This is a genomic window from Pseudomonas nitroreducens TX1, assembly GCF_000313755.1.
Classification (GTDB): Bacteria; Pseudomonadota; Gammaproteobacteria; order Pseudomonadales; family Pseudomonadaceae; genus Pseudomonas; species Pseudomonas nitroreducens_A.
This window is the reverse complement of the sequence record NZ_AMZB01000138.1, coordinates 252,378-273,383: the sequence shown is the minus strand read 5'-3', so window position 1 is coordinate 273,383 and position 21,006 is coordinate 252,378. Positions and strand designations below refer to the sequence as shown.

Sequence of the window (21,006 nt, the reverse complement as noted above, 5' to 3'; positions counted from 1 at the left end):
ATGTCTGAAGCCACCCAAAAGACCGCACAGCCGGCCATCGGCGATCACGTGATGATCACCATGAAGGGCGTGAACAAGTGGTACGGCCAGTTCCACGTGCTCAAGGACATCAACCTGGAGGTCAAGCAGGGCGAGCGCATCGTGCTTTGCGGGCCGTCCGGTTCGGGCAAGTCCACTACCATCCGCTGCATCAACCGCCTGGAAGAACACCAGCAGGGCAGCATCGTGGTCGACGGCACCGAGCTGACCAATGACCTCAAGCAGATCGAGGCGATCCGCAGTGAAGTCGGCATGGTGTTCCAGCACTTCAACCTGTTCCCGCACCTGACCGTGCTGCAGAACTGCATCCTCGCGCCCATGTGGGTGCGCAAGATGCCCAAGCGCCAGGCCGAGGAGGTCGCCATGCACTACCTGGAGCGCGTGCGCATCCCGGAACAGGCCAACAAGTTTCCCGGCCAGCTCTCCGGTGGCCAGCAGCAACGCGTGGCGATCGCCCGCGCGCTGTGCATGAAGCCGAAGATCATGCTGTTCGACGAACCCACCTCGGCGCTTGACCCGGAAATGGTCAAGGAGGTGCTCGACACCATGATCGGCCTGGCGCAGAGCGGCATGACCATGCTCTGCGTGACCCACGAGATGGGCTTTGCGCGCACCGTGGCGAACCGGGTGATCTTCATGGACAAGGGCGAGATCGTCGAACAGGCGCCGCCGGATCAGTTCTTCGACAACCCGCAGTCGGACCGCACCAAGCTGTTCCTCAGCCAGATCCTGCACTGATTTGGCATTGGAGTTCCCTCTCCCTAACCCTCTCCCTGAAGGGAGAGGGGACTTGGACCGTGCCAGCGATGGTTCCCGAGTAAGCCTGACGCGAATGTATGATTGGACGCGGAACACGTCCGTTTGCACGGAAACTCCCTCTCCCTTCAGGGAGAGGGCGGGGGAGAGGGGCCACCCGCACACTCCGTACTTTCATCTTTATAACGCTCGTTTCCCCCGATGGCACGTCCAGCCCCCTACGGCGTATGCTGCTGACTCCACCGCCGCACGGTGCGCTGTGAGAAAAACCGGCTGAACTCGGCCGCCTCCCCGGTGTTCCCATGTGCAGTGGTTCGTCAGGGATGGACTACCGTTCGAGGTAGCTCCCCTGCATCCACCGTCCAAAGGAAGAGAGCCGACGTGAACCTGATCCTATCGCCAATGAACCTGAGCAAAGCCAAGGCCTGGAGCGCCCATGCGGTGACTTCCAGCGGTGTCATCCTCGCGCTGCTCGCGCTCCTTGCGCTGGTCGACAACAAGCCCCAGGCCTGCCTGCTGTGGCTGGGCGTGGCGCTGCTGGTAGACGGCCTCGACGGCACCCTGGCGCGCAAGTTCGACGTCAAGGCGGTGCTGCCGCACTTCGACGGCTCGACCCTGGACCTTGTGATCGACTACCTCACCTACGTCTTCATCCCCGCGATCTTCATCTATCGCTACGTGCCGCTGCCGGTGCACACCGAACTGCTGGCGGTGGGGGTGATCCTGGTGTCCTCGCTGTTCTGCTTCTGCAACGTCAACATGAAGAGCAAGGACAACTACTTCGTCGGCTTCCCGGCGGCGTGGAACGTGGTGGCGGTGTACTTCTTCGTGCTCGACCTGCATCCCTGGGTGAGCTTCGTCACCGTGCTGGTGCTTGCTGCGCTGACCCTGACCCGCATGAAGTTCCTGCACCCCTTCCGGGTGCGCCAGTTCATGCCGTTGAACATCGCCGTGACCTTCATCTGGATGCTCAGCAGTGCGCTGCTGATCCTCCAGCATCCGGTGGACCAACCCTGGCTGCTAGGCCTGTGGTTCGCCGCCTCCGCCTACTTCGTCGGCGTCTGCGTGTGGCGCACGGCCATGGAGTGGTTCCACTGATGCTCTTCTTGTAGGAGCGAGCGTGCTCGCGAACGGCTTCTCCGGCGTCGCCGGTGTTGGGCGGTTCGCGAGCAAGCTCGCTCCTACAGCCACCCCGTCATCCCCCGGGTTTCAAGCCTGCCGCCCCATCAGTCTCTGCCGGAAAGCCCCCGGCGTTTCCCCACATACCTGCTTGAACAAGCGCGCGAAGCTCGCCCGGTCGGCATAGCCGACATCGCTGGCGATGCGCTCCAGCGAACGTGCCGGATCACCCAGCGCCTCCTGCGCCGACGCAATGCGCAGGCGTTGCACGTAATCGTTCGGCGACATCCCAACCTGCTCGCGGAAGCGCCGTAACAGCGTGCGCGTGGAGCAGTGCACGCGCTGCGCCAGGCTGGCGAGGTCGAAGGGCTGCGCGTAATTGTCTTCCAACCAGAGCAGCAGCGGCTGCAGTGGTGAGCCGGCGGGCAGCGGGTCAGGCAGCAGCGGGGTGAAGCGCCGCTGGCGGCCGCGCCCATGTTCGAACACCAGGGTTGCCGCCGCGCGGCGGGCCAGGGCTGCACCGGCATGGCGCTCGATGAGGTACAGGCACAGGTCCAGGCCGGCTTGTGCGCCGCCGGAGCAGAGACAGCCGTTGTCGTCGGTGCAGAGGGCGTCGATGTCTAGCCGCACCTGGGGATAGCGTTGGCGGAACGCCGCTTCCAGCGCCCAGTGGGTGGTGGCGCGGCGTTCGTCCAGTACGCCGGCTTCTGCCAGCAGGAAGGCGCTGCTGCACAGGCTGCCCAACTGCACGCTGGCGGGCGCGCGGCGCAGCCAGTCGAGCAGCTGTTGATTGGCAGCGAAGGTGGTGTCGATATCCGCACCGGTGGCGGGAATCAGCAGCAGGTCGCAACGCTCGGCAATATCGAGCCCGCCTTCCACTTCCACGCGGCCGAAGGGCAACGCCACCGGCGCGCCATCTGCGCTGACCCGCAGCACCTCGAAGCGGCGCTCGCCGGCCAGGCGGTTGGCGAGGTGGAAGCTGTCCATGGCCAGGCCAAGGCTGGAGCACAGGGTTTGCGGGCAGACGAACAGGGCTATCCTGAACATGGCGTCTCGCTTTCTGCTGGCGGCTGAGATGGCGCTATTGATCATAATGTTGTCGATATTGCCAATCGTGTCCAGTCGATCCAGTCCCGATACTTCGACCACCCTTCCCGACGCGAGCCCCGCCATGGCCCACCCCAACGCCCAATTGATCGAACGTTTCTACCAGGCCTTCCAGCGTCGTGACGGCGAGGCCATGGTCGCCTGCTACAGCGCCGACGTGCAGTTCAGCGACCCGGTCTTCACCGACCTGCGCGGCGCCGAGGCCGGCGACATGTGGCGCATGCTCACCGCCCGCGCCCAGGACTTCTCGCTGACCTACGAGGGCGTCGAGGCCGACGCGACACGCGGTTCGGCACGCTGGGTGGCGTCCTACACCTTCACCCAGACGGGGCGGAAAGTGATCAATCACATCCAGGCACATTTCCATTTCCGCGACGGATTGATCTGTCAGCACGTGGACAGCTTCGACCTCTGGAAGTGGTCGCGCCAGGCCCTGGGCGCCAAGGGCGCCCTGCTGGGCTGGGCGCCGCCGGTGCAGCGGGCGATCCGCGCCCAGGCCGCGAAAAGCCTCGCGGCGTACCGCGCACAACGGGTGGGGAAGGCCTGATCGCGGGCTTTCGGGCTCGCCCGTGACGGCGGGATAGGCTTAAATGACAGGCGACTGAGAGCCGGACGCCGCCATGATCACACTTTTCCAGTTCCCGCCCGCCTTCAACGTACCCAATGTCAGCCCTTTCTGCCTGAAGCTGGAGACCTTCCTGCGCCTCGCCGGGCTGGAGTACCAGATCAAGCACGTGATGGACCCGCGCAAAGGGCCCAAGGGCAAGCTGCCGTTCATTATGCTGGACGGCAAGGCTGTCGCCGACACGGCGATCATCATGCGTACGCTGCAGCAGTATTACGAATTCGACCTCGATGCCGGCCTCGACGCCCGTGGTCGTGGCTGGGCGGTGTCGATCACTCGCCTGTGCGACGAGCACCTGGTGCCGTTGCTGGTGTACTTCCGCTGGCTGGACGAGCAGGGCTTCCGTCAGGTGAAGGACGTGATGTTGCGTAGCGTGCCCGCGCCGCTGCGGCCGCTGGTGGGTGCGATGCTGCAGCGCAAGATTCGCGGTGACCTCAAGGGCCGCGGGCTGCTGCGCCACAGCCGCGAGGAACTGCTGGGCTTCGCCCGCGACGATCTCGAAGCCCTGGACGGCATGCTCGGCGACCTGCCGTACTTCGGCGGCGCCCAGCCGTGCAGCGCCGATGCCGCGACCTACGGTGTGCTGGCCAACCTCGTCCTCAGCACCCTGGAAACCCCTCTCAACGATATGGCGCGCAGCTACGAGCGCCTGGTCGCTTACTGCGACCGTATGCAGGCGCGGGTGTGGGCGTCGTGACCGCCGCCGAGCCCAAGCCCTGGTTCGTCTACCTGGTGCGCGCCGAGAACGGCGCGCTGTATTGCGGTATCAGCGACGACGCGCAACGGCGCTTCGAAACCCATCGCACCGGCAAGGGCGCGCGCTTCTTCCATTCCAGCCCGGCCCAGGCGCTGGTCTATGTCGAGGCCTGCCCCGGCAAGGGCGATGCCCTGCGCCGCGAGCGCGCGATCAAGGCGCTGACCAAGAAGGCCAAGGAGCGCCTGGTGCTGGCCAATCCCTTCACCATCAGCGCCGTGGATGTCGTGCCATCCGAGGGATGAGGTAGGACTCATCCTACGTACGGGTTAAGCTGCCGGACCACCTTCCGGCCGCTGGAGCCCCCCATGTCCGAGCTGATCCTGCACCACTACCCGACTTCGCCCTTCGCCGAAAAGGCGCGTCTGATGCTGGGCTTCAAGCAGCTGTCCTGGCGCTCGGTAACCATCCCGCCGCTGATGCCCAAGCCGGACCTCATGGCCCTTACCGGTGGTTACCGCAAGACGCCGGTGCTGCAGGTCGGCGCCGACATCTACTGCGACACCGCGCTGATCGCCCGTCGACTGGAGCAGGAAAAGGCCGTGCCCGCGCTGTTCCCCGAGGGCCACGAGTTCACCTCGGCGAGCTTCGCCCTGTGGGCCGACTCGGTGATCTTCCAGCACGCCGTCAGCCTGGTGTTCCAGCCCGAATCCATCGCCATGCGCTTTGGCAAGCTGCCGCCGCAGTTCCTCCAGGCCTTCGTCGCCGACCGCAGCCGGCTGTTCAGCGGCGGCACCGCCAGCCGGTTGCCGGCCGAGCAGGCCAAGCATCAGTGGCCGGCTTTCATGGCGCGCGTCGAACAGCAACTGGCGCGAGAAGAAGGCGACTTCCTGTTCGGCGAGCCCTCCATCGCCGATTTCGCCCTGGCCCACTGCCTGTGGTTCCTCAAGGGCACGCCGGTCACCGCGCCGCTGGTGGACGACTACCCGTCGGTCGCCGCCTGGCTTGGCCGCGTGCTGGGCTTCGGCCACGGCGCGTCCAGCGAGATGAGCGCCGAGGACGCCATTGCCGTGGCCCGCGACAGCCAGCCAGCGGCACTGCCGGAGGAAACCCTCGTCGATCCCAACGGCTTCGAGGCCGGCCAGCGCGTGGCGATCGCCGCCACCGACTACGGTTGCGACCCGGTGGAAGGCGAATTGCTGCACGTCGGGCTGGAGAGCCTGGTCCTGCGTCGCGAAGATGAGCGCGCCGGCACGGTGCACGTACACTTCCCACGCATCGGCTTCAGCATCCGCCAGGCCTGAGTCCGGCCGGACCGGGACACTGCCGCGTCACCGGCGTACGCAGGCGCGGCAGGTTCTCGGCCATCTCGCGAAAGTGTTGCAGGCGCTCGTAGCAGAGCGCCATTTCCCCGCTGTTGCTGTTGTACCAGGCGTCCGGCGCGCCGCAGCTGACCAGGCGAATGTTCAGCGCGCGCGGCGGGCGGAACAGGCGGAAGACCTCGTCGACCATCAGTTGCAAGTGGTCGCCATCGCGCAGCAGGGCGATCAGCGGCCCGGCTTCCGCTGGACTCATCGACGGCGCGTCCCAGCTCAGGCGCCAGGCCGCGTGGTGCTGAATCGAGGACGCACGTCGCGTATGCCGGATCCATTCGAACGCCTTGCTCGCCTGGCGGAATTCCTGGTCGCAGTAGACCGCCCGCTCATAGGGCAGGCCGATCAGTGGCGGCAGCCAGTCCAGCCGTACCATGTCGCTGCCGTAGAGCAGGCAGGCGATGTTGTAGTAGCGCTGCTCGTCCAGCGGGTGGCTGTCCCACGCCAGTACCTGGTCCGGTGGCGGCTTGGGCGTCTGCCATTCCAGCCGCCAGTAGTCAGCGATGTCCAGCAGGCGCGCGTCCACCTCGTCACGCGGTAGTTTGGCGTAAAGGTGAAACAGCAGGATGAAGCCAAGCTGGTCCGCCGCATCTTCCTCGCGCCCGAGCACCGGCAGGTCGTACTCGGCGATCAGCACGTGCCCCATCTCGTGCATCACACTGAACTCGGCGTTGGCCAGCACGAAGCGCGCGACATTCGGTGTGAGTGGCTGCGGTGTGGGGTCGGCAAAAAGCAGGCGGGTACAGAACAGCAACAGCAGTGCGAAGCATGAGCAGTGCGGCCGGGGCAGCCCGGAGAGCGGAGACGCAGCGACAGGGAGAGCATGCAAGGCGGACATGGCGGCCACCGCGAGCGAGAGGCGCCTGATTTGACTCTAGCAGCCGCAACGCGGGGGCTGTGGGGTGCTTTGTCGGAAGACTGTGCGCAGGTCGCTTGAGGCGTCTGGCGCGGGAGTCTATCGTCCATCTCTCCTTGCACGACACTCATTGCCGAACACTCAATGCACGAGAAGGGACGCCGCGCATGCACGCCTACGATATCGAATTGCTGAAATATTCAACGCCTGCCGCCGGGGAGGAGCTCCAGGGCTGGTGCTTCGGCCTGCCGCCGGGTATTACGCCCGAACAATGGCCGCTGGACCCGGATACCGGTTACCCGCTGATGCACGGCTTCACCCTGCGCCTGCCCGAGGACTATCGGGTGCACGGGCCGGAGATCGTTGCGCTGAGTTTCTTCTCGCTGTCGCCGGACCAGAACGACGGCGGCCCGAACTCGGTCGATGGCATTGCCGAGCAGCTTGTCTCGCCGGGCGAACAGCCGCCGGCCGATCCAGATCTGCTGCCGTTCTGGCAAGCCGGCCGCGCCAGCCACCCGCGCCTGCACCGCATGGAGGATATTCTCGGCGGCGCCTATGCGGTGATCCTGCTGACCGAAGCGGAATTCAACGGTGCCGCCTGCCAGCCGCCACGACTGCCTGCGGGCAATCCGCTACTGGCGCAGACAGCCGCGCCGCAGTGGCTGGCATCGGGCTCGGCGAGCACCTTCGACACCACCATGAAGGAGGGCGACTACCTGTTCGGGCTGTTCGGCGGCATTCCCCAACCGGGACTGGAGACGCGCTACCTGCTGCGCTGGTCGCCGCGCGCCAGCGACCCCAACGCCGGGATCCAGCCCGACGAGTACGGTGGCACCGATTACCAGTTGTTCTACTACTGGGAGAACGATGACATTCATCGCGACAATTACCGGGAGCACGCCTGGAGCCAGGGCCACCAGCCCAACCATATCGGCGGCACCATGCGCCCGGTGCAGGGCATGCCGGACGTCAGCGCCTACTACATCGGTTTCGAGGAATACCTGGGCGGGTACAACTTCGGCACCGGCAACGCCCAGCTGGATTTCCGCGACATGAAGATCGACTGGGCCTGCTGATCAGACCCGCCCGCAGGAAGTGCCAGTTCCCGTACGCACAAAAAAGCCCGTCGCGAGACGGGCTTTTCGTTTCAACCGGGGCTCAGTCCTTGCGGCGCTTGAGCTGGTCCTGCAGCTGGGTCGGCAGACCGCGGATGATCAGCATGTCGCGGGCCTCGTCGTACTCCACCTTGCTGCCCAGCAGGTGCGCCTCGAAGCTGATCGACAGGCCTTCGGCACGGCCGGTGAAGCGGCGGAACTGGTTGAGGGTGCGCTTGTCCGCCGGGATCTCCGGCGACAGGCCGTAGTCCTTGTTGCGGATGTAGTCGTAGAAAGCGCGCGGCGCCTGGTCGTCCATCAGCTCGGAGAGCGCGTCCAGGGCCATCGGCTCGCCGATCTTGGCCTGGCTGGTGGCATAGTCCACCAGCACGTCGGTCTTCTCGCGGGCCTGTTCTTCGGGCAGGTCTTCGCTTTCCACGAAGTCGCTGAAGGCCTTGAGCAGGGTACGGGTCTCGCTCGGGCCGTCGACGCCCTCGGTGCAGCCGATGAAGTCGCGGAAATAGTCCGAGACCTTCTTGCCGCCCTTGCCCTTGATGAACGAGATGTACTGCTTGGACGTCTTGTTGTTCTGCCACTCGGAGATGTTGATCCGCGCGGCCATGTGCAGCTGGCCCAGGTCCAGGTGGCGCGAGGGGGTCACTTCCAGCGACTCGGTCACCGCCACGCCTTCGCTGTGGTGGAGCAGGGCGATGGACAGGTAGTCGGTCATGCCCTGCTGGTAATGGCAGAACAGTACGTGGCCGCCGGTGGACAGATTCGATTCTTCCATCAGCGATTTCAGGTGCTCCACTGCCTGCTTGGAGAAGGCGACGAAATCCTTGCCGCCATCCAGGTACTCGGTCAGCCAGCCGCTGAACGGGTAGGCGCCGGATTCGCCCTGGAACAGGCCCCAGGCCTTGTTCGGCTTGGCGTTGTAGCTCTCGTTGAGGTCGGCCATCAGGTTCTCGATGGCCTGGGAGTCGCCCAGCTCGGCGTCGCGCGCGTGCAGCGTGGCGGGGTTGCCGTCGGGCTTCTTGTCGATCAGGTGGACGATGGCGTGGCGAATCGGCATGGCGGACCCGGATGTTCAGTGCCGGCGGCGCCGCGCGCATCGATGCGGCGGCGGGGCGGGCGGATTGGAAAACGCCAGAGTTTACCCGACAAGCCGGCGCGATGCGCGACGCCGATCAGTCCGCCGTCGGCACCAGCCCCTCGTCACGCTCGCGCCGGTTGCGGCGCAGCTGGCGCAGGCGGCGGATCACGTAGTTCAGGTGCAGGTGCAGTTCGTACAGCTCGTTGTAGTACGACAGCGGCACCTCGACCTTGGCCAGCTCGGCCTCCAGCTGCTCCAGGCGCTCGATCTCGGTGCTCAGCTCGGCGCTGCCGGTGCGCTCGTCCAGGCGCCGGTCGATCTCGCGCAGGTAGCGGTACCAGCGGTAGATGCGTGCGCGGATGCGCCAGCGGTACAGCGGACCGATGGATTTCAACAGCGGAATCAGGATGGCGATGAAGGGGATCAGCAGGATGATGTAGCGGTCCGCCAGGGAGGCGATGCGGAACGGCAGGAAGCGCTGCAGCAGCGGCGGGCCGCTCTTGTAGTAGCGCTCGGCGTCTTCCTGCAGCGCCAGGGTGCGCGGCTCGGCGCTGGGGAAGGCGCCCGCCGCATCGAGCAGGCTGCCGCTCTTCATCACCGTGCGCGCCGCCTCGAGGATCAGCGGGGTGAGCGCCGGGTGGAAGTCGCCATTGACCACCAGCGTAGCAACCGGCGACAGGGTGGCCAGGTCCTGGTCCGGCACGTTCTGCGCCAGGTTCAGCAGGCCTTCGCTGACCTCCACGCGCTTGAGGAAGGGAATTCGCGCCTCATAGGCATGGGCGCGGCGAAAGCCGGTGAGCTTGAGGTCCGGGCTGGCGGCGAGGCGCTGGATCAACGGGTTCTCTGCCGGGCCGACGAAGAAGGCGGCGTCCAGCTCGCCGGCCAGCAACTGGTTGGCCACCGCATTGCCGCCGCGAGCCTGCCAGCCGGCGGGCAGCGGATCGGTGGGAATCTCGTTGGCCTCGAGGATGGCCTCGGTCACCGCCTGGGTGCCGCTGCCGGAACCACCGATGGCGACGCGCAGGGCGAGCAGGTCGGCCAGGCGATCGATCTTCGCCTCGCGACGCTGGAACAGCCACAGCGGCTCCTGGAATACCGCGCCGAGCGTCTGCAGGTGGGCGCGCTCTTCGGGTTCCAGCTGCAGTTCCTGGCCGCTTTGCACCAGCGCCAGGTCCACGCCGCTGTTGCCGTCCAGCAGCTTGCCGAGGTTCTCCCGCGAGCCTGCGGTGCGCACCAGGTGCAGGTCGAAGCCCTGTTTGGCCAGCTCCTCCTTCAGCCGCTGGCCGAACACTGCGTAGCCGCCACCCGGCGCGCCCGTGGCCAGGGTGGCGCTCATCGGCGGCGGCGGGGCGACGAAGTAGAAGACCGCGGCGACCAGTGCGGCCAGCACCGGCACCAGCCAGAGGTTGGCGCGCACCAGGATGGCGAGGTCCTTGAGCATGTTCAGAAGGCGTTGCATGGGGAGTCCTTGTGGCGGCGTTCCGTTCTGAAAAGATAGCCAGCCTGGGCGAGGGCGGCCGGCGAATCCGCCATCGGCAAGGCGCAAACCGCTATCATCGCAAGCCTCGAAACACGGCTGCGGACTTCAGGGCATGCGCATTCTCCACACCTCCGACTGGCACCTGGGCCAGCATTTCATGGGCAAGAGCCGCGAGGCCGAGCACCAGGCGTTCTGCGCCTGGCTGGTCGAACAGGTGCGCGAGCAGGCCGTGGACGCAGTGATCATCGCCGGCGACGTGTTCGACACCGGCGCGCCGCCCAGCTATGCCCGCGAGCAGTACAACCGCTTCATCGTCGAGCTGCGCGACACCGGCGCGCGACTGGTGGTGCTGGGCGGCAACCACGACTCGGTGGCGATGCTGGAGGAGTCCCGCGACCTGCTGGCCTGTCTGGATACCCAGGTGATCGCCGCCGTCGGCACCGACCTCGACCGCCAGTTGCTGGTGTTGCCGCAACGTGACGGCCAGCCCGGCGCCATCCTCTGCGCGATCCCCTTTATCCGCCCGCGCGACGTGCTCACCAGCCAAGCCGGACAGAGTGCGCAGGACAAGCAGCTGGCCCTGCAGCAGGCGATCCAGGCGCATTACCGCGAGCTGTTCGAGCGCGCCGAGGCGCAGCGCGAAAAACTCGGCCGGCATTTGCCGATCATTGCCACCGGCCATCTCACCACGGTGGGCGCCAGCGCCAGCGAATCGGTGCGGGAAATCTACGTCGGCACCCTGGAAGCCTTCCCGACCAGCGCCTTCCCGGCGGCGGACTATATCGCCCTCGGCCATATCCACCGGCCGCAGAAGGTCGGCGGCCTGGAGCACATCCGTTACTGCGGCTCGCCCATTGCGCTGAGCTTCGACGAAGCGACCCAGGGCAAGGAAGTGCTGCTGGTGGACCTGGATGACAGCGGCCTGCGCAGCGTCACCGCGCTGCCGGTGCCACGCTTCCAGCCGCTGAAGTCGGTGTCCGGCAGCCTCGCCGAACTGCCCGCCGAACTGGCCCGCGTCGCCCGCGAAGGCAGCGTGGAGCGGCCGGTCTGGCTGGAAGTCATGGTGCACACCGACGACTACCTGAGCGACATCCAGCTGCGCGTCGAGAAACTCTGCGAAGAACTGCCGGTGATCGTCCTGCGCACCCGCCGCGAGCGCGGTGCCGGGCAGGCAGCGTTGTTCAGCGAGGCCAAGGAAACCCTCGACGAACTCAGCCCCGAGGATGTGTTCCGCCAGCGCCTCGACGCCGAGGACCTGGAGGCGCCGCTGCGCGAGCGCCTGACCGGACTCTACCGCCAGGTCGTCGCTGACCTGCAGGAGGAGCGCCCATGAGGATCCTCAGCCTGCGCCTGAAGAACCTCAACTCGCTCAAGGGCGAGTGGAAGATCGACTTCACCGCCGAGCCTTTCGCCGGCAATGGCCTGTTCGCCATCACCGGGCCCACCGGGGCGGGCAAGACCACGCTGCTCGACGCCATCTGCCTCGCGCTTTACCACCGCACGCCGCGCATGAGCGTACTGTCGCAGAGCGGCAATGAGCTGATGACCCGCCACACCGCCGACTGCCTCGCCGAGGTGGAGTTCGAGGTGAAGGGCCAGCCTTACCGAGCCTTCTGGAGCCAGCGGCGCGCGCGCGACAAGGCCGAGGGCGCGTTGCAGGCGCCGAAGGTGGAACTGGTGCGCATCGACCGCACCACAGGTGAGGGGCGGATTCTCACCGACAAGATCAACGACAAGCTGAAGCAGACCGAGACGCTCACGGGCCTGGACTTCGAGCGCTTCACCAAATCCATGCTACTGGCGCAGGGCGGCTTTGCCGCTTTCCTCGAAGCCAACGCCAACCAGCGCGCGGAGCTGCTGGAAGAACTCACCGGCACGGAAATCTACGGGCTGATTTCCCAGCGTGTGTTCGAGCGCACGCGGGAGATGCGCAGCGTGCTCGATCAGCTCAAGGCGCGCTCCGAGGGGTTCGAACTGCTCAGCACCGAACAGCGCGGCGAACTGGAACAGCAGGGCCGTGACGCCGCCACGCAGGAAGCTGCCTTGCAGGCCCAGCATGCGGCCGTCCAGGCCCAACGCCGTTGGCGCGAAGACCTGACCCGCGCGCAGCAACAGGTGGAACAGGCCGGCGCGAAAGAGGCCAGCGCGCGCCAGGCGCTGGAGCAGGCACAAGCTGATCTGCAACGCCTGGCAGACAGCGAGCCCGCCGCGCGCCTGCAGCCGTTGCACCAGGCCTGGCGCAGCAGCCACGAGAGTGTCGAGCAATGCCGTACGGCGCGGGAAGACAACCGCTTGCAGCAGGCCGTCAGCCGTGAGGAAATCGCCCAGGCCCTGTGGGCAGCCAGCCAATACGCGCAGCAGGCACAGGTGGCGCGCGAGGACGAATACAAGGCCGTCAGCGAACAGCGGCAGGCGCTTCAGGCGCGTCTGGCGCAACATCCGCAGCGTGCCAGGCTGGGCGAGCTGCTCGGCGGTTGGCGCGCACAATTCTCCCAGCGCTCCCGTCTTGCGCAGGCCATTGCCGACCTGCAGCGGCAGGCACAGACGGCCGACCTGTCCTTGCAGGCAGCGACCGCACAGCGCGCGACGCTGCAAGGCAATGTCGCCTTCATGCAGCAGCAGCTCGAATCGGCTGGAGCGCAGGAAAGCCAGCATCAGCAGCAGCTCGATGCCCTGCTCGGTGGCGCCAGCGAAGGTGAATTGCGCGAGCGTGTGCAACACGCACAGCTGCAAAGCCGTGGGCTCGACCGCCTCGAGCAACTGGCCCAGGCCCGCGCCCAGGCCACTGCGCAGCTGGCGCGATGGCAGCCGGAGCTGGATACGCTGCGTCGGAAAAAAACCGAGCGCGACTCGGCCATCGTCGCGCTGCGTGAGCGTTATCAGGCGACCAAGCAGCGGGTCTCGGACAAGGAAAAACTCCTGCAGCAGGATCAGCGCATTCACCAGTTGGAGCACCTGCGCGCGCAATTGCAGCCCGGCGAGGCCTGCCCGTTGTGCGGCTCGCCGGAGCACCCGGCGGTGGCGGCCTACCAGGCGCTGGATGTGTCCTCTACTCAGCAGGCGCTGGAGCAGGCGCGCCAGCAATTGGCCGAGCTGGAAAGCCAGGGCATCGCCCTGCGTGGCGAGCTGGCCGAACTGGATGCGCAACTGCAGCAGGGGCAGCGTCAGCTGGACGAAGCCCAGGCTGCGTTGGCGCAGCACCAGCAGACGTGGCAGCAACAGTGTGAAGCGCAGGGGGTCGCGCTTGACGACGACCAGCAGCTCAGTGCCGAGCGCGAGCGCCATGAGGCCTCGCTGGCTGCCTTGCAGCAGCAACTGACGGTGCTGGAAGCGCTACGGACCCAGCTTCAGCAGGCGCAGCAGCAACGCCAGCGCGCAGAGCGCGATCACGCCGCGGCGGCGCAGCAGCTGGCGCTCTTCGACCAGCAACGGGCCCACGAACGCCAGCGCCAGGAAGAGCGCGCGCAGCAACTCGCGGTCCAGCGCACGGATCTGCAACAGCAGGACCAGGCACTCGCCGCCGCCCTGGGCGAACTGGGCTACGGCATGCCGGAAGACGGCGAGCAGTGGCTGGCCGAGCGCACGGCGCAATGGCAGCAATGGCAGCAGGACCAGCAGCGCAGTCAGGAACTGGCCGCCGCCGAGCGTGATGCCGAACAGGCTGCACGTACGGCGCAGCAGATCGCCGCGCACTGGCAGCAGCGCTGGCAGGCTGCCGGATTCGATACGCGTCAGGCGCTGGTGATGCAGGCAGCACCGCAACAGGCATTGGTGCAGGCAGAGGAGCAATTGGCCGCCGCCCAGCGCCAGGCCGATGCCTTGCAGGGGCGTGAGCAGTCCCTGGCCGAACGGCTGGAGCAGGAGCAGGCGCGCCTTGCGCAGCGCCAGTCGAGCTGGCAGCAGGCACTGGCCGCGAGCCCCTTCGCCGACGAGACGGCCTACCTCGCCGCGCTGCTGGACGATGCCCAGCGCAGCGAACTCAGCCAGCTGCGCCAGCGTCTGGAAACGGCGATCACCGAGGCCGTCACCCTGCGTGCGGCCGCCGCGCAGGACGTCGAGCGCCTGCAGGCCGAACCCCATGGCGAACTGCCGCTGGAAGAACTCGACCGGCAGTTGCAGGCGCTTGTCACGCAGCTGCGCGAACTCGGTCAGCGCCAGGGCGAGATTCGCGCCCAGCTGCAAGGCGACGACAGCCGTCGCGCCAGCCAGCAGAGCCTGTTCGCGGAAATCGCCCGGCAAGAGGAGGAACACGATCTCTGGCAGCGTCTCAACAGCCTGATCGGCGCCTCCGATGGCGCGCGCTACCGACGCTTCGCCCAGGGCCTGACCCTCGACCACCTGGTGCACCTCGCCAATCGCCAACTGCAACGCCTCCATGGTCGCTACCAGTTGGCGCGGCGCAGCGACGGCGAGCTGGAACTGGAAGTGGTGGACACCTGGCAGGGCGACACCGCGCGCGACTGCAAGACGCTGTCGGGCGGCGAGAGCTTCCTGGTCAGCCTGGCGCTGGCGCTGGCGCTGTCCGACCTCGTCAGCCACAAGACCAGCATCGACTCGCTGTTCCTCGATGAAGGCTTCGGCACCCTCGACGGCGAAACCCTGGAGGTCGCGCTGGATGCCCTCGACAGCCTCAACGCCAGCGGCAAGACCATCGGCGTGATCAGCCACGTCGAGGCGCTGAAGGAGCGTATCCCGGTGCAGCTCAAGGTGCACAAGGGCGTCGGCATGGGGTACAGCCAGCTCGACGCACGTTTCCGTTTCAACCCAGAGCGAATCGAGCAGGAGAAAGGCTGATGGACATGCCTGTGCGCCACTGCGAAAAGAACGATCTGGCCGACTGGGTCGACCTGCGCCTGCAACTCTGGCCAGGCGATCACGCGGAAGAGTTCTTCGAGGAGGCGCGCGATATTCTCGCGCATCCGCAACGCTTCGGTGCGTGGTTGGCGCGCGATGAAAAGGGCAGGGCTCTGGGCCTTGCGGAAGCCTCGGTGCGGCGCGATTACGTGAATGGCACGGAAGGGTCGCCCGTGCTGTTTCTCGAAGGCATCTACGTGCGTGAGGACGCCCGCCGGCAAGGCGTGGCGCGGGCTCTGGTACGCGCAGTACAGGCCTGGGGTGGTGCACGCGGCTGTGTGGATTTTGCTTCCGACGCGGCGCTGGACAACACCGCCAGCCATGCCTTGCATCGCGCCCTGGGTTTCGTCGAAACCGAGCGTGTCGTGTACTTCAGAAAGCCGCTCCACGATTGATCCATATCAGGCGGAACGCGAGTGCGGCAGTGCTGTCAACTTGCAATCGACGCCAGGCGAGATAGGCTCAAGACCGCGTAACTCAGCCAATCGCGCCCGAGTCGGCACCCACAGGTATCGTGATCTTTCGTAGAGGTGATTTGAGATGAAGCAATCCGCATCGGCTCCGAAGAAACCCGCAGCGGCCAAGCCCGCCGCGAAGCCGGCTGCCAAAGCGGCCAGCAAACCTGCCGCAAAACCTGCCGCCGCCAAACCGGCGGCTGCCAAGGCCGCTGCCGCCAGACCCACCGCAGCAAAAGCCGCCGCGGCAAAAGCCGCTCCGCGCCGCGCCCCTGCGCTGGCCACTCCGTCGGACCTGAGCAAGAATGCCACCCGCGATCTGTCGGCTGCGCTCAACCGCCTGCTGGCGGATGTCTTTGCGTTGTACCTGAAGACCAAGAATTTCCACTGGCATGTCAGCGGCCCGCACTTCCGCGACTATCACCTGCTGCTGGACGATCACGCCACCGAAATCTTCGCGATGACCGACGCCATCGCCGAGCGCACCCGAAAGATCGGCGGCAACAGCATTCGCTCCATTGGTCACATCGCCAAGCTCAAGCGCATCCTCGACAACGACGCCGAATTCGTCCAGCCGCTGGACATGCTCGCCGAGCTGCAGGAGGACAACAAAGCGCTGACCTCCTACATGCGCGAGGTCCATGACTTGTGTGACGAGTACCACGACATCGCCACCGCCAGCCTGATCGAGAACTGGATCGACGAGACCGAGCAGCGCACCTGGTTCCTCTTCGAGACCAGCCGCCGCGGGGACAACACCGGTCACTGATCGGTACGGTCAGTCCTCCATGACGCCGTGTCCCGAATGGGCCACGGCGTTTTTTCTTGCCTGCCGGCAGGTCCTGGATCGCCGCGCGCCGGACACCCATCGCGGACGGAGTCCGCTCCTACGCTCAGGGATGGCTCTGCCAGAAGGTGGAGAACTCCTCGAACGGATAGCGTGTGCCGTCGTAGGTGACGGTGGTGCGCACCGTCTTCGGCGCGCCGACGTCGTTGCCTTCCTGCTCGCGTTGTACCTTCGCGCTGACGATAAGGTCGGCATAGCCGTGATGGTTTTCCTGGCCGATCGACAAGGTGAGTTGCGATCGTTCGATCACGGTGCGCTCGTTGCTGCAGGTCTGGCCTTCCAGCGTCGTCCATTGCCGCAGGTAGGTGCGGAACACCGCCTTGAGCGTGTCGCCCTGCGGCGCGTACAGGCTGAAGTCGTCATAGGACCAGGCGTCCGGACAGCTTGCACCGCGCGCCACGCTGCCGATCACCAGGCCGAAGCCGCGCACCTCCGGTGACAGGCGATAGCGCGCGGTGTCGAGCCACAGGCTGGAGCTGTCGATTTCCACCATGGCGTCTTCGCCAATGCTGTCGTCGCTGCGCGTCACCAGCTTGCCGCTGCTGGTGTCGAGCTGGCCGACCAGCAGGTTCAGGTTGCGCTCGCCCGGCTCGGCCTGATCGCCAGCGGCGCGGTAGGCGACGGCTACCACCTGCAACTGCGGATCGTCCGGCCAGGGCTTGCAGGCGGCGGCGATCACCGGCCCTTCCGCTGCGGCCCCCGGCGCCTGCCAGCCTTGCTGGCCGAGCTGCCCGGCGAGGGTCTGCAAGGTGGCGTCATCGCAGGGTTGCGCGGTGCGCTCCGCCGCGCCGGCGCTGCCGGCAAGGGCGAGCAGCGCGGCGCAGGTCCATTTCCTTATGGGATACATCGGGTGCTCCTTGGGTTCATCGAGGAGGATCAGCGGCCTTCGCTGTCCTTCCACTTGGTCATCAGGGTGTTCGATCCCAGGCTCTCGTCGAGCAGCTTCTTCGCTGTCTCCACTCCGGCCACCGGCAGCCCGGCGGGGTCGAGCAGGCCGATCTGCACCAGCACGCTGGCCTGGTCCCAGTAGATGTGCTCGTGGCACAGCTTGTCGCCACGGAAGCGGATCACGCCGAGCATGGGGATCTCCACATACCTGCCGGTGGGCGGCACGCCGGGGAGCATCCAGTCGATTTCGCTGGTATGGGTGAAGCACATGACGAACTCGTCCACTACCTGCAGCGCACCGACGGTGCGGGAGATCGGCACCAGCTTCATGTCCGGCGGATTGCCGTGGACGAAGTGGTTGCGGTAGAAGCGCGCCAGTTCGTCCTGGCCGACCCCGCCGGTCATGGTGGGGATATGGTTGACGTAGGGCTGGGCGACCATGGTTGCCATGGTGGCGGGCACGTCGCGGGCGGCGAATTCGTGATGGATGTGGTCTTCCCACAGCTGCGACAGGTCGAAGTCCGGGCCTATCTCGCGCTTGAGTGCGCCGATGCTGCGCTCATGGGCCATCAGTGCGGCGGGCTTGTCGAAGTGCATGCCGCCCGGGCGGGCGAAGGCGTGGTCGACGCCGGGGTAGCTGTAGATTTCCGCCTTCGGCAGCTTGCCGAGGACTTCGCCGATGGCCGCGCGGGCGTTGGCGTCGCAGTACACGTCCTGCTCGGCGAAGTGCAGCACCAGGCGGCCCTTGATGTTCGCTGCCTCGTCGAGCATCTGTTCGATGCCCATGCCGTAGTAGCCCACGGAGCATGCAGCGTCGGTGCGCGCGGCGGTGAGGTAGGCGAGCTTGCCGCCCAGGCAGAAGCCGACGTAGCCGATGCCGCGATCCTCGACTTCCGGGAGGGCGCGCAGGGCATCCATGGCAGCGGCAATGTCGTCTACGCCCTTGTCCACGTCGAAGCGTTGGAACAGGCCGATGGCCTGGCCGAATTCGGCCTCGCTGTAGCCCAGTTCGAGGTTGGGTTGCAGGCGCCAGAACAGGTCGGGCACCAGGGCGACGTAGCCTTCCTCGGCATAGCTGTCGGCGATGCTGCGCATGTTGGCGTTGACGCCGAAGATCTCCTGGCCGATCACCACGCCGGGGCCGTGCCCGCTGGCCGGTACCGCGAGATAACCGTTGAAGCTGCCACTGCCGTCACGCGCGGCGATGCTGATGCTCTTGCCCATGTTCCCTTCTCTCCCAGGCTCGTTGTTGTGTTGTTCTGGCGGCATAGGGTGCGTGCTGGCGGACCGCCTGCCAAGTGGCGAATGCGACTGATCGATAGCGGGCCTAGGTCCGTCTGCACATCACGCTGCCTAATGGAAACTCCGGCACGGCGGCGCTACCATCCGTGCCCTCGTCATAACGGACTGCCCGGGAAGGTGCTCATGGAGAAGGGAAAAATGCTGCCACGCGTTGCTGTGGCGCTGATGCTGGCTTCGATGATGGGCTGCGCCAGCGCACCGACCGAGCAAGGGCCACGACTAGTGCCCCGCTATATGGTGGCACCGAACTATCCTGAGGACCTGCGCCCGACGGGAATTGCGGGCTCGGTGAAGGTGCAGTTCGATGTCGAGGCGAGCGGCGAAGTCACCCATGTTCGTATTCTCGACGCGGGCCATCCGGCGTTCGCCAAAGTGGCGGAGGAGCGGGTGAAATTCTGGCGCTTCCAGCCTTGGACGCCGACAGCCGAGTATCCCGCGCCGCGCACCGCCAGCCGAACCCTCTACTTCGACCCCAAGTCCGTGGAAAGCGGAATCGATGCGGTACCCGCCACTGAGACGGAGAAAGCCGCCGTGTCGATGGAGCGAACGATTCACGCACTGGTCGGTCAGCCTTGCAGCGCTATCAATCGCGAAGTTGCGGCGTTCCGCCAGGCTTCCCCCGACAAGCCGATGGACGAGATGGACACGTTCAAGCTCACGGGCGGTGCAGTCTTCCTGGCCTCCCTCAGTGGAAAGATGGGCGTGGAAGAAGCGCAGATCATGAACCGCAGGTTCGATGCCGCCCTGCCTCGCGTCGTGGAGCGCTGCCAGCAACAGCCCGAAGCGGTCTACGGAAAGGTGCTCGGCGAGGAAATGCGTCGCGCGCGTGTTGACAGCGCCCGCTCCTGAGCCCAAAAACAGGGCTGGACCTGCGAGGAATTTCTCCATGCTGATGCGCGCCCAAACCTCCTGCCTGCTGATCATCGACATCCAGGAGCGCCTGTTCCCGGCCATCCACGACAACGAGGCGGTGCTGGAACACAGCGCCTGGCTGCTGGCCATCGCACGGCGCCTGGGCGTGCCGGTTCTGGCCACCGAGCAGTATCCGAAGGGCCTCGGTCCGACGCTGCCGGCGCTGCGCGACGAGCTGACCGAGGGCGAATTGCTGGAGAAAATCGCTTTCTCTGCCGTCACCGACCCCGGACTGTTGCAGATGGCTGGCGGCGATAGCCGGCAATTCGTGGTGTGTGGCACCGAGGGGCACGTCTGCGTGTTGCAGACGGTGCTCGGGCTGCTCGCCGAGGATCGCCAGGTCTATGTGGTGGACGAGGCCGTCGGCTCGCGCCGCCCGCAGGACAAGGCGCTGGCGCTGGAGCGTATGCGTCAGGCCGGGGCGGTGATCGTCTCGCGGGAGATGGTCGCCTTCGAATGGATGGAGCGCGCCGGAACGGAAGTCTTCCGCGAGATCAGCAAGCAGTTCATCCGCTGATCGGTCTGTGAGTCCACCCTCAACGGGTGACGAACAGGCGGTCGCCGAGAAAGTCGAGGAACACCCGTAGCTTCAGCGGCATGCGCCGACCCGCCGGCCACAAGGCGTGGAAACTGCCCTGGTGCATGGTGTGTTCGCTCAGCACCTGCACCAGGCGGCCATCGCTCAGCGCGCTGCGCACCGCAAAGTCGGGCAGGCAGGCGATGCCCATGCCCTGGCTGGCGACGTTGATCAGCATGTCGGCGGTGTTGCAGATCAGCCCGCCGTCGAGGCGCGGTTCCGTTTCGCCCGGTGCGAGGTTCAACGGCCAACGCTGCACCAGCCCGCTGCTGGGGTAGCGGTAATGCAGGCACAGATGCTGGTTGAGGTCCGCCGGGCGCCGGGGCGTACCGTACTGGCGCAGGTAGGTCGGGGCGGCCACCAGCAGCAGGCTGAAGTCGCCCAGCTTGCGCGCCTTGAGCCGCGAGTCGCGCAGCTCGCCGCCGCGCACCACGAGATCGAAGCCCTCGTCGATGACGTCCACCAGGCGGTCGGTGAAATCGATATCCAGCTGGATGCGCGGGTAGCAGCGGAGGAACTCCGGCAGCACCTGGGGCAGCAGCCCGGCCACCAGCGGCATGCTGATCTTCAGTCGGCCACGGGCCTGCTGGGTGGACAGCGCCAGCTCCTGCTCTGCTGCTTCCAGCTCGTCGAGGATGCGCCGGCAACGCTTGAGAAACAGTTGGCCTTCGTTGGAGAGGCTGAGGCTGCGTGTGCTGCGATGGAACAGGCGCACGCCCAGGCGTTCCTCCAGGCGGGCGATGCTCTTGCCCACCGCCGAGGCGGAAAGACCGAGCAGGCGCGCGGCCTGGGCGAAGCTCAGAGTCTCGGCGACCTGGAGGAACACGCGAAGGCCGTTGAGGCTGTCCATGTGCATGCGTCCGTTTGGGCGGGCGGCCATTGTGCCGCGTCGCGAACCTTCGATTGCGGACGCTGATGTCCGTTTTGTTCGGAAT

At 66.3% G+C, this 21,006-nt stretch carries 20 protein-coding genes; 13 read left to right on the top strand and 7 right to left on the bottom strand.

The annotated features are described in order from the left end of the window. Window positions 1-777 carry an amino acid ABC transporter ATP-binding protein gene (locus tag C167_RS0131835; RefSeq protein ID WP_017522365.1) on the top strand — a complete coding sequence of 259 codons (777 nt, stop codon included), beginning with the start codon at window positions 1-3 and terminating at the stop codon, window positions 775-777. A 420-nt stretch (window positions 778-1,197) separates the two neighbouring features. Beyond that, window positions 1,198-1,893 carry a phosphatidylcholine synthase gene (gene pcsA / locus C167_RS0131830; RefSeq protein WP_017522364.1) on the top strand — a complete coding sequence of 232 codons (696 nt, stop codon included), beginning with the start codon at window positions 1,198-1,200 and terminating at the stop codon, window positions 1,891-1,893. Between the two features lie 111 nt (window positions 1,894-2,004). On the opposite strand, the gene C167_RS0131825 is transcribed toward pcsA, so the two are convergent. Further along, window positions 2,005-2,961 (bottom strand): GlxA family transcriptional regulator, encoded by a 957-nt coding sequence (locus tag C167_RS0131825; RefSeq protein ID WP_017522363.1) that lies wholly within the window; start codon window positions 2,959-2,961, stop codon window positions 2,005-2,007. A gap of 124 nt (window positions 2,962-3,085) precedes the next feature. On the opposite strand from C167_RS0131825, the gene C167_RS0131820 reads away from it, so the two are divergent. From C167_RS0131820 to C167_RS0131805, 4 genes are all read left to right on the top strand, one after another. Further along, a complete protein-coding gene (locus C167_RS0131820; protein WP_017522362.1) occupies window positions 3,086-3,568 on the top strand; it encodes a nuclear transport factor 2 family protein in 483 nt (160 codons plus the stop codon). Between the two features lie 73 nt (window positions 3,569-3,641). After that, window positions 3,642-4,343 (top strand): glutathione S-transferase C-terminal domain-containing protein, encoded by a 702-nt coding sequence (locus tag C167_RS0131815; protein WP_017522361.1) that lies wholly within the window; start codon window positions 3,642-3,644, stop codon window positions 4,341-4,343. Beyond that, entirely contained in the window at window positions 4,340-4,645 is a 306-nt protein-coding gene (locus C167_RS0131810) for a GIY-YIG nuclease family protein (protein WP_037006437.1), read from the top strand. The genes C167_RS0131815 and C167_RS0131810 overlap by 4 nt, the downstream gene beginning before the upstream one ends. 63 nt (window positions 4,646-4,708) lie before the next feature. Further along, complete coding sequence (locus C167_RS0131805) at window positions 4,709-5,644, top strand: glutathione S-transferase family protein (protein ID WP_017522359.1); 936 nt, start codon at window positions 4,709-4,711, stop codon at window positions 5,642-5,644. Here the strand turns inward: C167_RS0131805 and C167_RS33175 are convergent. After that, on the bottom strand, window positions 5,625-6,551 hold the full coding sequence (locus C167_RS33175; RefSeq protein WP_235154369.1) for a DUF4344 domain-containing metallopeptidase: 927 nt from the start codon (window positions 6,549-6,551) through the stop codon (window positions 5,625-5,627). The genes C167_RS0131805 and C167_RS33175 overlap by 20 nt on opposite strands. 185 nt (window positions 6,552-6,736) lie before the next feature. On the opposite strand from C167_RS33175, the gene C167_RS0131795 reads away from it, so the two are divergent. Continuing rightward, a complete protein-coding gene (locus C167_RS0131795) occupies window positions 6,737-7,645 on the top strand; it encodes a hypothetical protein (protein WP_017522357.1) in 909 nt (302 codons plus the stop codon). 82 nt (window positions 7,646-7,727) lie between these two features. Here C167_RS0131795 and yejK read toward each other — a convergent pair whose 3' ends face one another. Beyond that, window positions 7,728-8,735, bottom strand: a complete 1,008-nt coding sequence (gene yejK, locus C167_RS0131790; protein WP_017522356.1) for a nucleoid-associated protein YejK — start codon at window positions 8,733-8,735, stop codon at window positions 7,728-7,730. A gap of 115 nt (window positions 8,736-8,850) precedes the next feature. After that, window positions 8,851-10,215 (bottom strand): TAXI family TRAP transporter solute-binding subunit, encoded by a 1,365-nt coding sequence (locus C167_RS0131785; protein WP_017522355.1) that lies wholly within the window; start codon window positions 10,213-10,215, stop codon window positions 8,851-8,853. A gap of 133 nt (window positions 10,216-10,348) precedes the next feature. On the opposite strand from C167_RS0131785, the gene sbcD reads away from it, so the two are divergent. The 4 genes from sbcD to C167_RS0131765 all read left to right on the top strand — a co-directional run bounded on the left by sbcD (window position 10,349) and on the right by C167_RS0131765 (window position 16,314). Continuing rightward, window positions 10,349-11,569: an exonuclease subunit SbcD gene (sbcD, locus tag C167_RS0131780; RefSeq protein WP_017522354.1), complete on the top strand. Its 1,221-nt coding sequence runs from the start codon at window positions 10,349-10,351 to the stop codon at window positions 11,567-11,569. Further along, window positions 11,566-15,030 carry an SbcC/MukB-like Walker B domain-containing protein gene (locus tag C167_RS0131775; protein ID WP_017522353.1) on the top strand — a complete coding sequence of 1,155 codons (3,465 nt, stop codon included), beginning with the start codon at window positions 11,566-11,568 and terminating at the stop codon, window positions 15,028-15,030. The genes sbcD and C167_RS0131775 overlap by 4 nt, the downstream gene beginning before the upstream one ends. Beyond that, entirely contained in the window at window positions 15,030-15,485 is a 456-nt protein-coding gene (gene aac(6') / locus C167_RS0131770; protein ID WP_017522352.1) for an aminoglycoside 6'-N-acetyltransferase, read from the top strand. The genes C167_RS0131775 and aac(6') overlap by 1 nt, the downstream gene beginning before the upstream one ends. Window positions 15,486-15,630: 145 nt before the next feature. Beyond that, entirely contained in the window at window positions 15,631-16,314 is a 684-nt protein-coding gene (locus tag C167_RS0131765) for a Dps family protein (protein ID WP_017522351.1), read from the top strand. Between the two features lie 124 nt (window positions 16,315-16,438). Here the strand turns inward: C167_RS0131765 and C167_RS0131760 are convergent, their stop codons facing one another. Continuing rightward, on the bottom strand, window positions 16,439-17,239 hold the full coding sequence (locus C167_RS0131760) for a hypothetical protein (protein ID WP_017522350.1): 801 nt from the start codon (window positions 17,237-17,239) through the stop codon (window positions 16,439-16,441). Window positions 17,240-17,268: 29 nt separating this feature from the next. Further along, window positions 17,269-18,504 (bottom strand): dienelactone hydrolase family protein, encoded by a 1,236-nt coding sequence (locus C167_RS0131755; RefSeq protein WP_017522349.1) that lies wholly within the window; start codon window positions 18,502-18,504, stop codon window positions 17,269-17,271. 201 nt (window positions 18,505-18,705) lie between these two features. Here C167_RS0131755 and C167_RS33430 point away from each other — a divergent pair, with 201 nt between their 5' ends. Both C167_RS33430 and C167_RS0131745 read left to right on the top strand, forming a co-directional pair. After that, window positions 18,706-19,431 carry an energy transducer TonB gene (locus tag C167_RS33430; RefSeq protein ID WP_017522348.1) on the top strand — a complete coding sequence of 242 codons (726 nt, stop codon included), beginning with the start codon at window positions 18,706-18,708 and terminating at the stop codon, window positions 19,429-19,431. Window positions 19,432-19,468: 37 nt separating this feature from the next. Next, window positions 19,469-20,011 (top strand): hydrolase, encoded by a 543-nt coding sequence (locus tag C167_RS0131745; RefSeq protein WP_017522347.1) that lies wholly within the window; start codon window positions 19,469-19,471, stop codon window positions 20,009-20,011. 19 nt (window positions 20,012-20,030) lie between these two features. Here C167_RS0131745 and C167_RS0131740 read toward each other — a convergent pair whose 3' ends face one another. Beyond that, entirely contained in the window at window positions 20,031-20,921 is an 891-nt protein-coding gene (locus tag C167_RS0131740) for a LysR family transcriptional regulator (RefSeq protein ID WP_017522346.1), read from the bottom strand. Between the last annotated feature and the right edge of the window lie 85 nt (window positions 20,922-21,006).

Excerpts from the sequence above, each read along its gene's own strand:
- C167_RS0131835 (WP_017522365.1), top strand. The coding sequence starts at position 1 with ATGTCTGAAGCCACCCAAAAGACCGCACAGCCGGCCATCGGCGATCAC.
- pcsA (WP_017522364.1), top strand. The coding sequence starts at position 1,198 with ATGAACCTGAGCAAAGCCAAGGCCTGGAGCGCCCATGCGGTGACTTCC.
- C167_RS0131825 (WP_017522363.1), bottom strand. The coding sequence starts at position 2,961 with ATGTTCAGGATAGCCCTGTTCGTCTGCCCGCAAACCCTGTGCTCCAGC.
- C167_RS0131820 (WP_017522362.1), top strand. The coding sequence starts at position 3,086 with ATGGCCCACCCCAACGCCCAATTGATCGAACGTTTCTACCAGGCCTTC.
- C167_RS0131815 (WP_017522361.1), top strand. The coding sequence starts at position 3,642 with ATGATCACACTTTTCCAGTTCCCGCCCGCCTTCAACGTACCCAATGTC.
- C167_RS0131805 (WP_017522359.1), top strand. The coding sequence starts at position 4,709 with ATGTCCGAGCTGATCCTGCACCACTACCCGACTTCGCCCTTCGCCGAA.
- C167_RS33175 (WP_235154369.1), bottom strand. The coding sequence starts at position 6,551 with ATGTCCGCCTTGCATGCTCTCCCTGTCGCTGCGTCTCCGCTCTCCGGG.
- C167_RS0131795 (WP_017522357.1), top strand. The coding sequence starts at position 6,737 with ATGCACGCCTACGATATCGAATTGCTGAAATATTCAACGCCTGCCGCC.
- yejK (WP_017522356.1), bottom strand. The coding sequence starts at position 8,735 with ATGCCGATTCGCCACGCCATCGTCCACCTGATCGACAAGAAGCCCGAC.
- C167_RS0131785 (WP_017522355.1), bottom strand. The coding sequence starts at position 10,215 with ATGCAACGCCTTCTGAACATGCTCAAGGACCTCGCCATCCTGGTGCGC.
- sbcD (WP_017522354.1), top strand. The coding sequence starts at position 10,349 with ATGCGCATTCTCCACACCTCCGACTGGCACCTGGGCCAGCATTTCATG.
- C167_RS0131775 (WP_017522353.1), top strand. The coding sequence starts at position 11,566 with ATGAGGATCCTCAGCCTGCGCCTGAAGAACCTCAACTCGCTCAAGGGC.
- C167_RS0131765 (WP_017522351.1), top strand. The coding sequence starts at position 15,631 with ATGAAGCAATCCGCATCGGCTCCGAAGAAACCCGCAGCGGCCAAGCCC.
- C167_RS0131760 (WP_017522350.1), bottom strand. The coding sequence starts at position 17,239 with ATGTATCCCATAAGGAAATGGACCTGCGCCGCGCTGCTCGCCCTTGCC.
- C167_RS0131755 (WP_017522349.1), bottom strand. The coding sequence starts at position 18,504 with ATGGGCAAGAGCATCAGCATCGCCGCGCGTGACGGCAGTGGCAGCTTC.
- C167_RS33430 (WP_017522348.1), top strand. The coding sequence starts at position 18,706 with ATGGAGAAGGGAAAAATGCTGCCACGCGTTGCTGTGGCGCTGATGCTG.
- C167_RS0131745 (WP_017522347.1), top strand. The coding sequence starts at position 19,469 with ATGCTGATGCGCGCCCAAACCTCCTGCCTGCTGATCATCGACATCCAG.
- C167_RS0131740 (WP_017522346.1), bottom strand. The coding sequence starts at position 20,921 with ATGGACAGCCTCAACGGCCTTCGCGTGTTCCTCCAGGTCGCCGAGACT.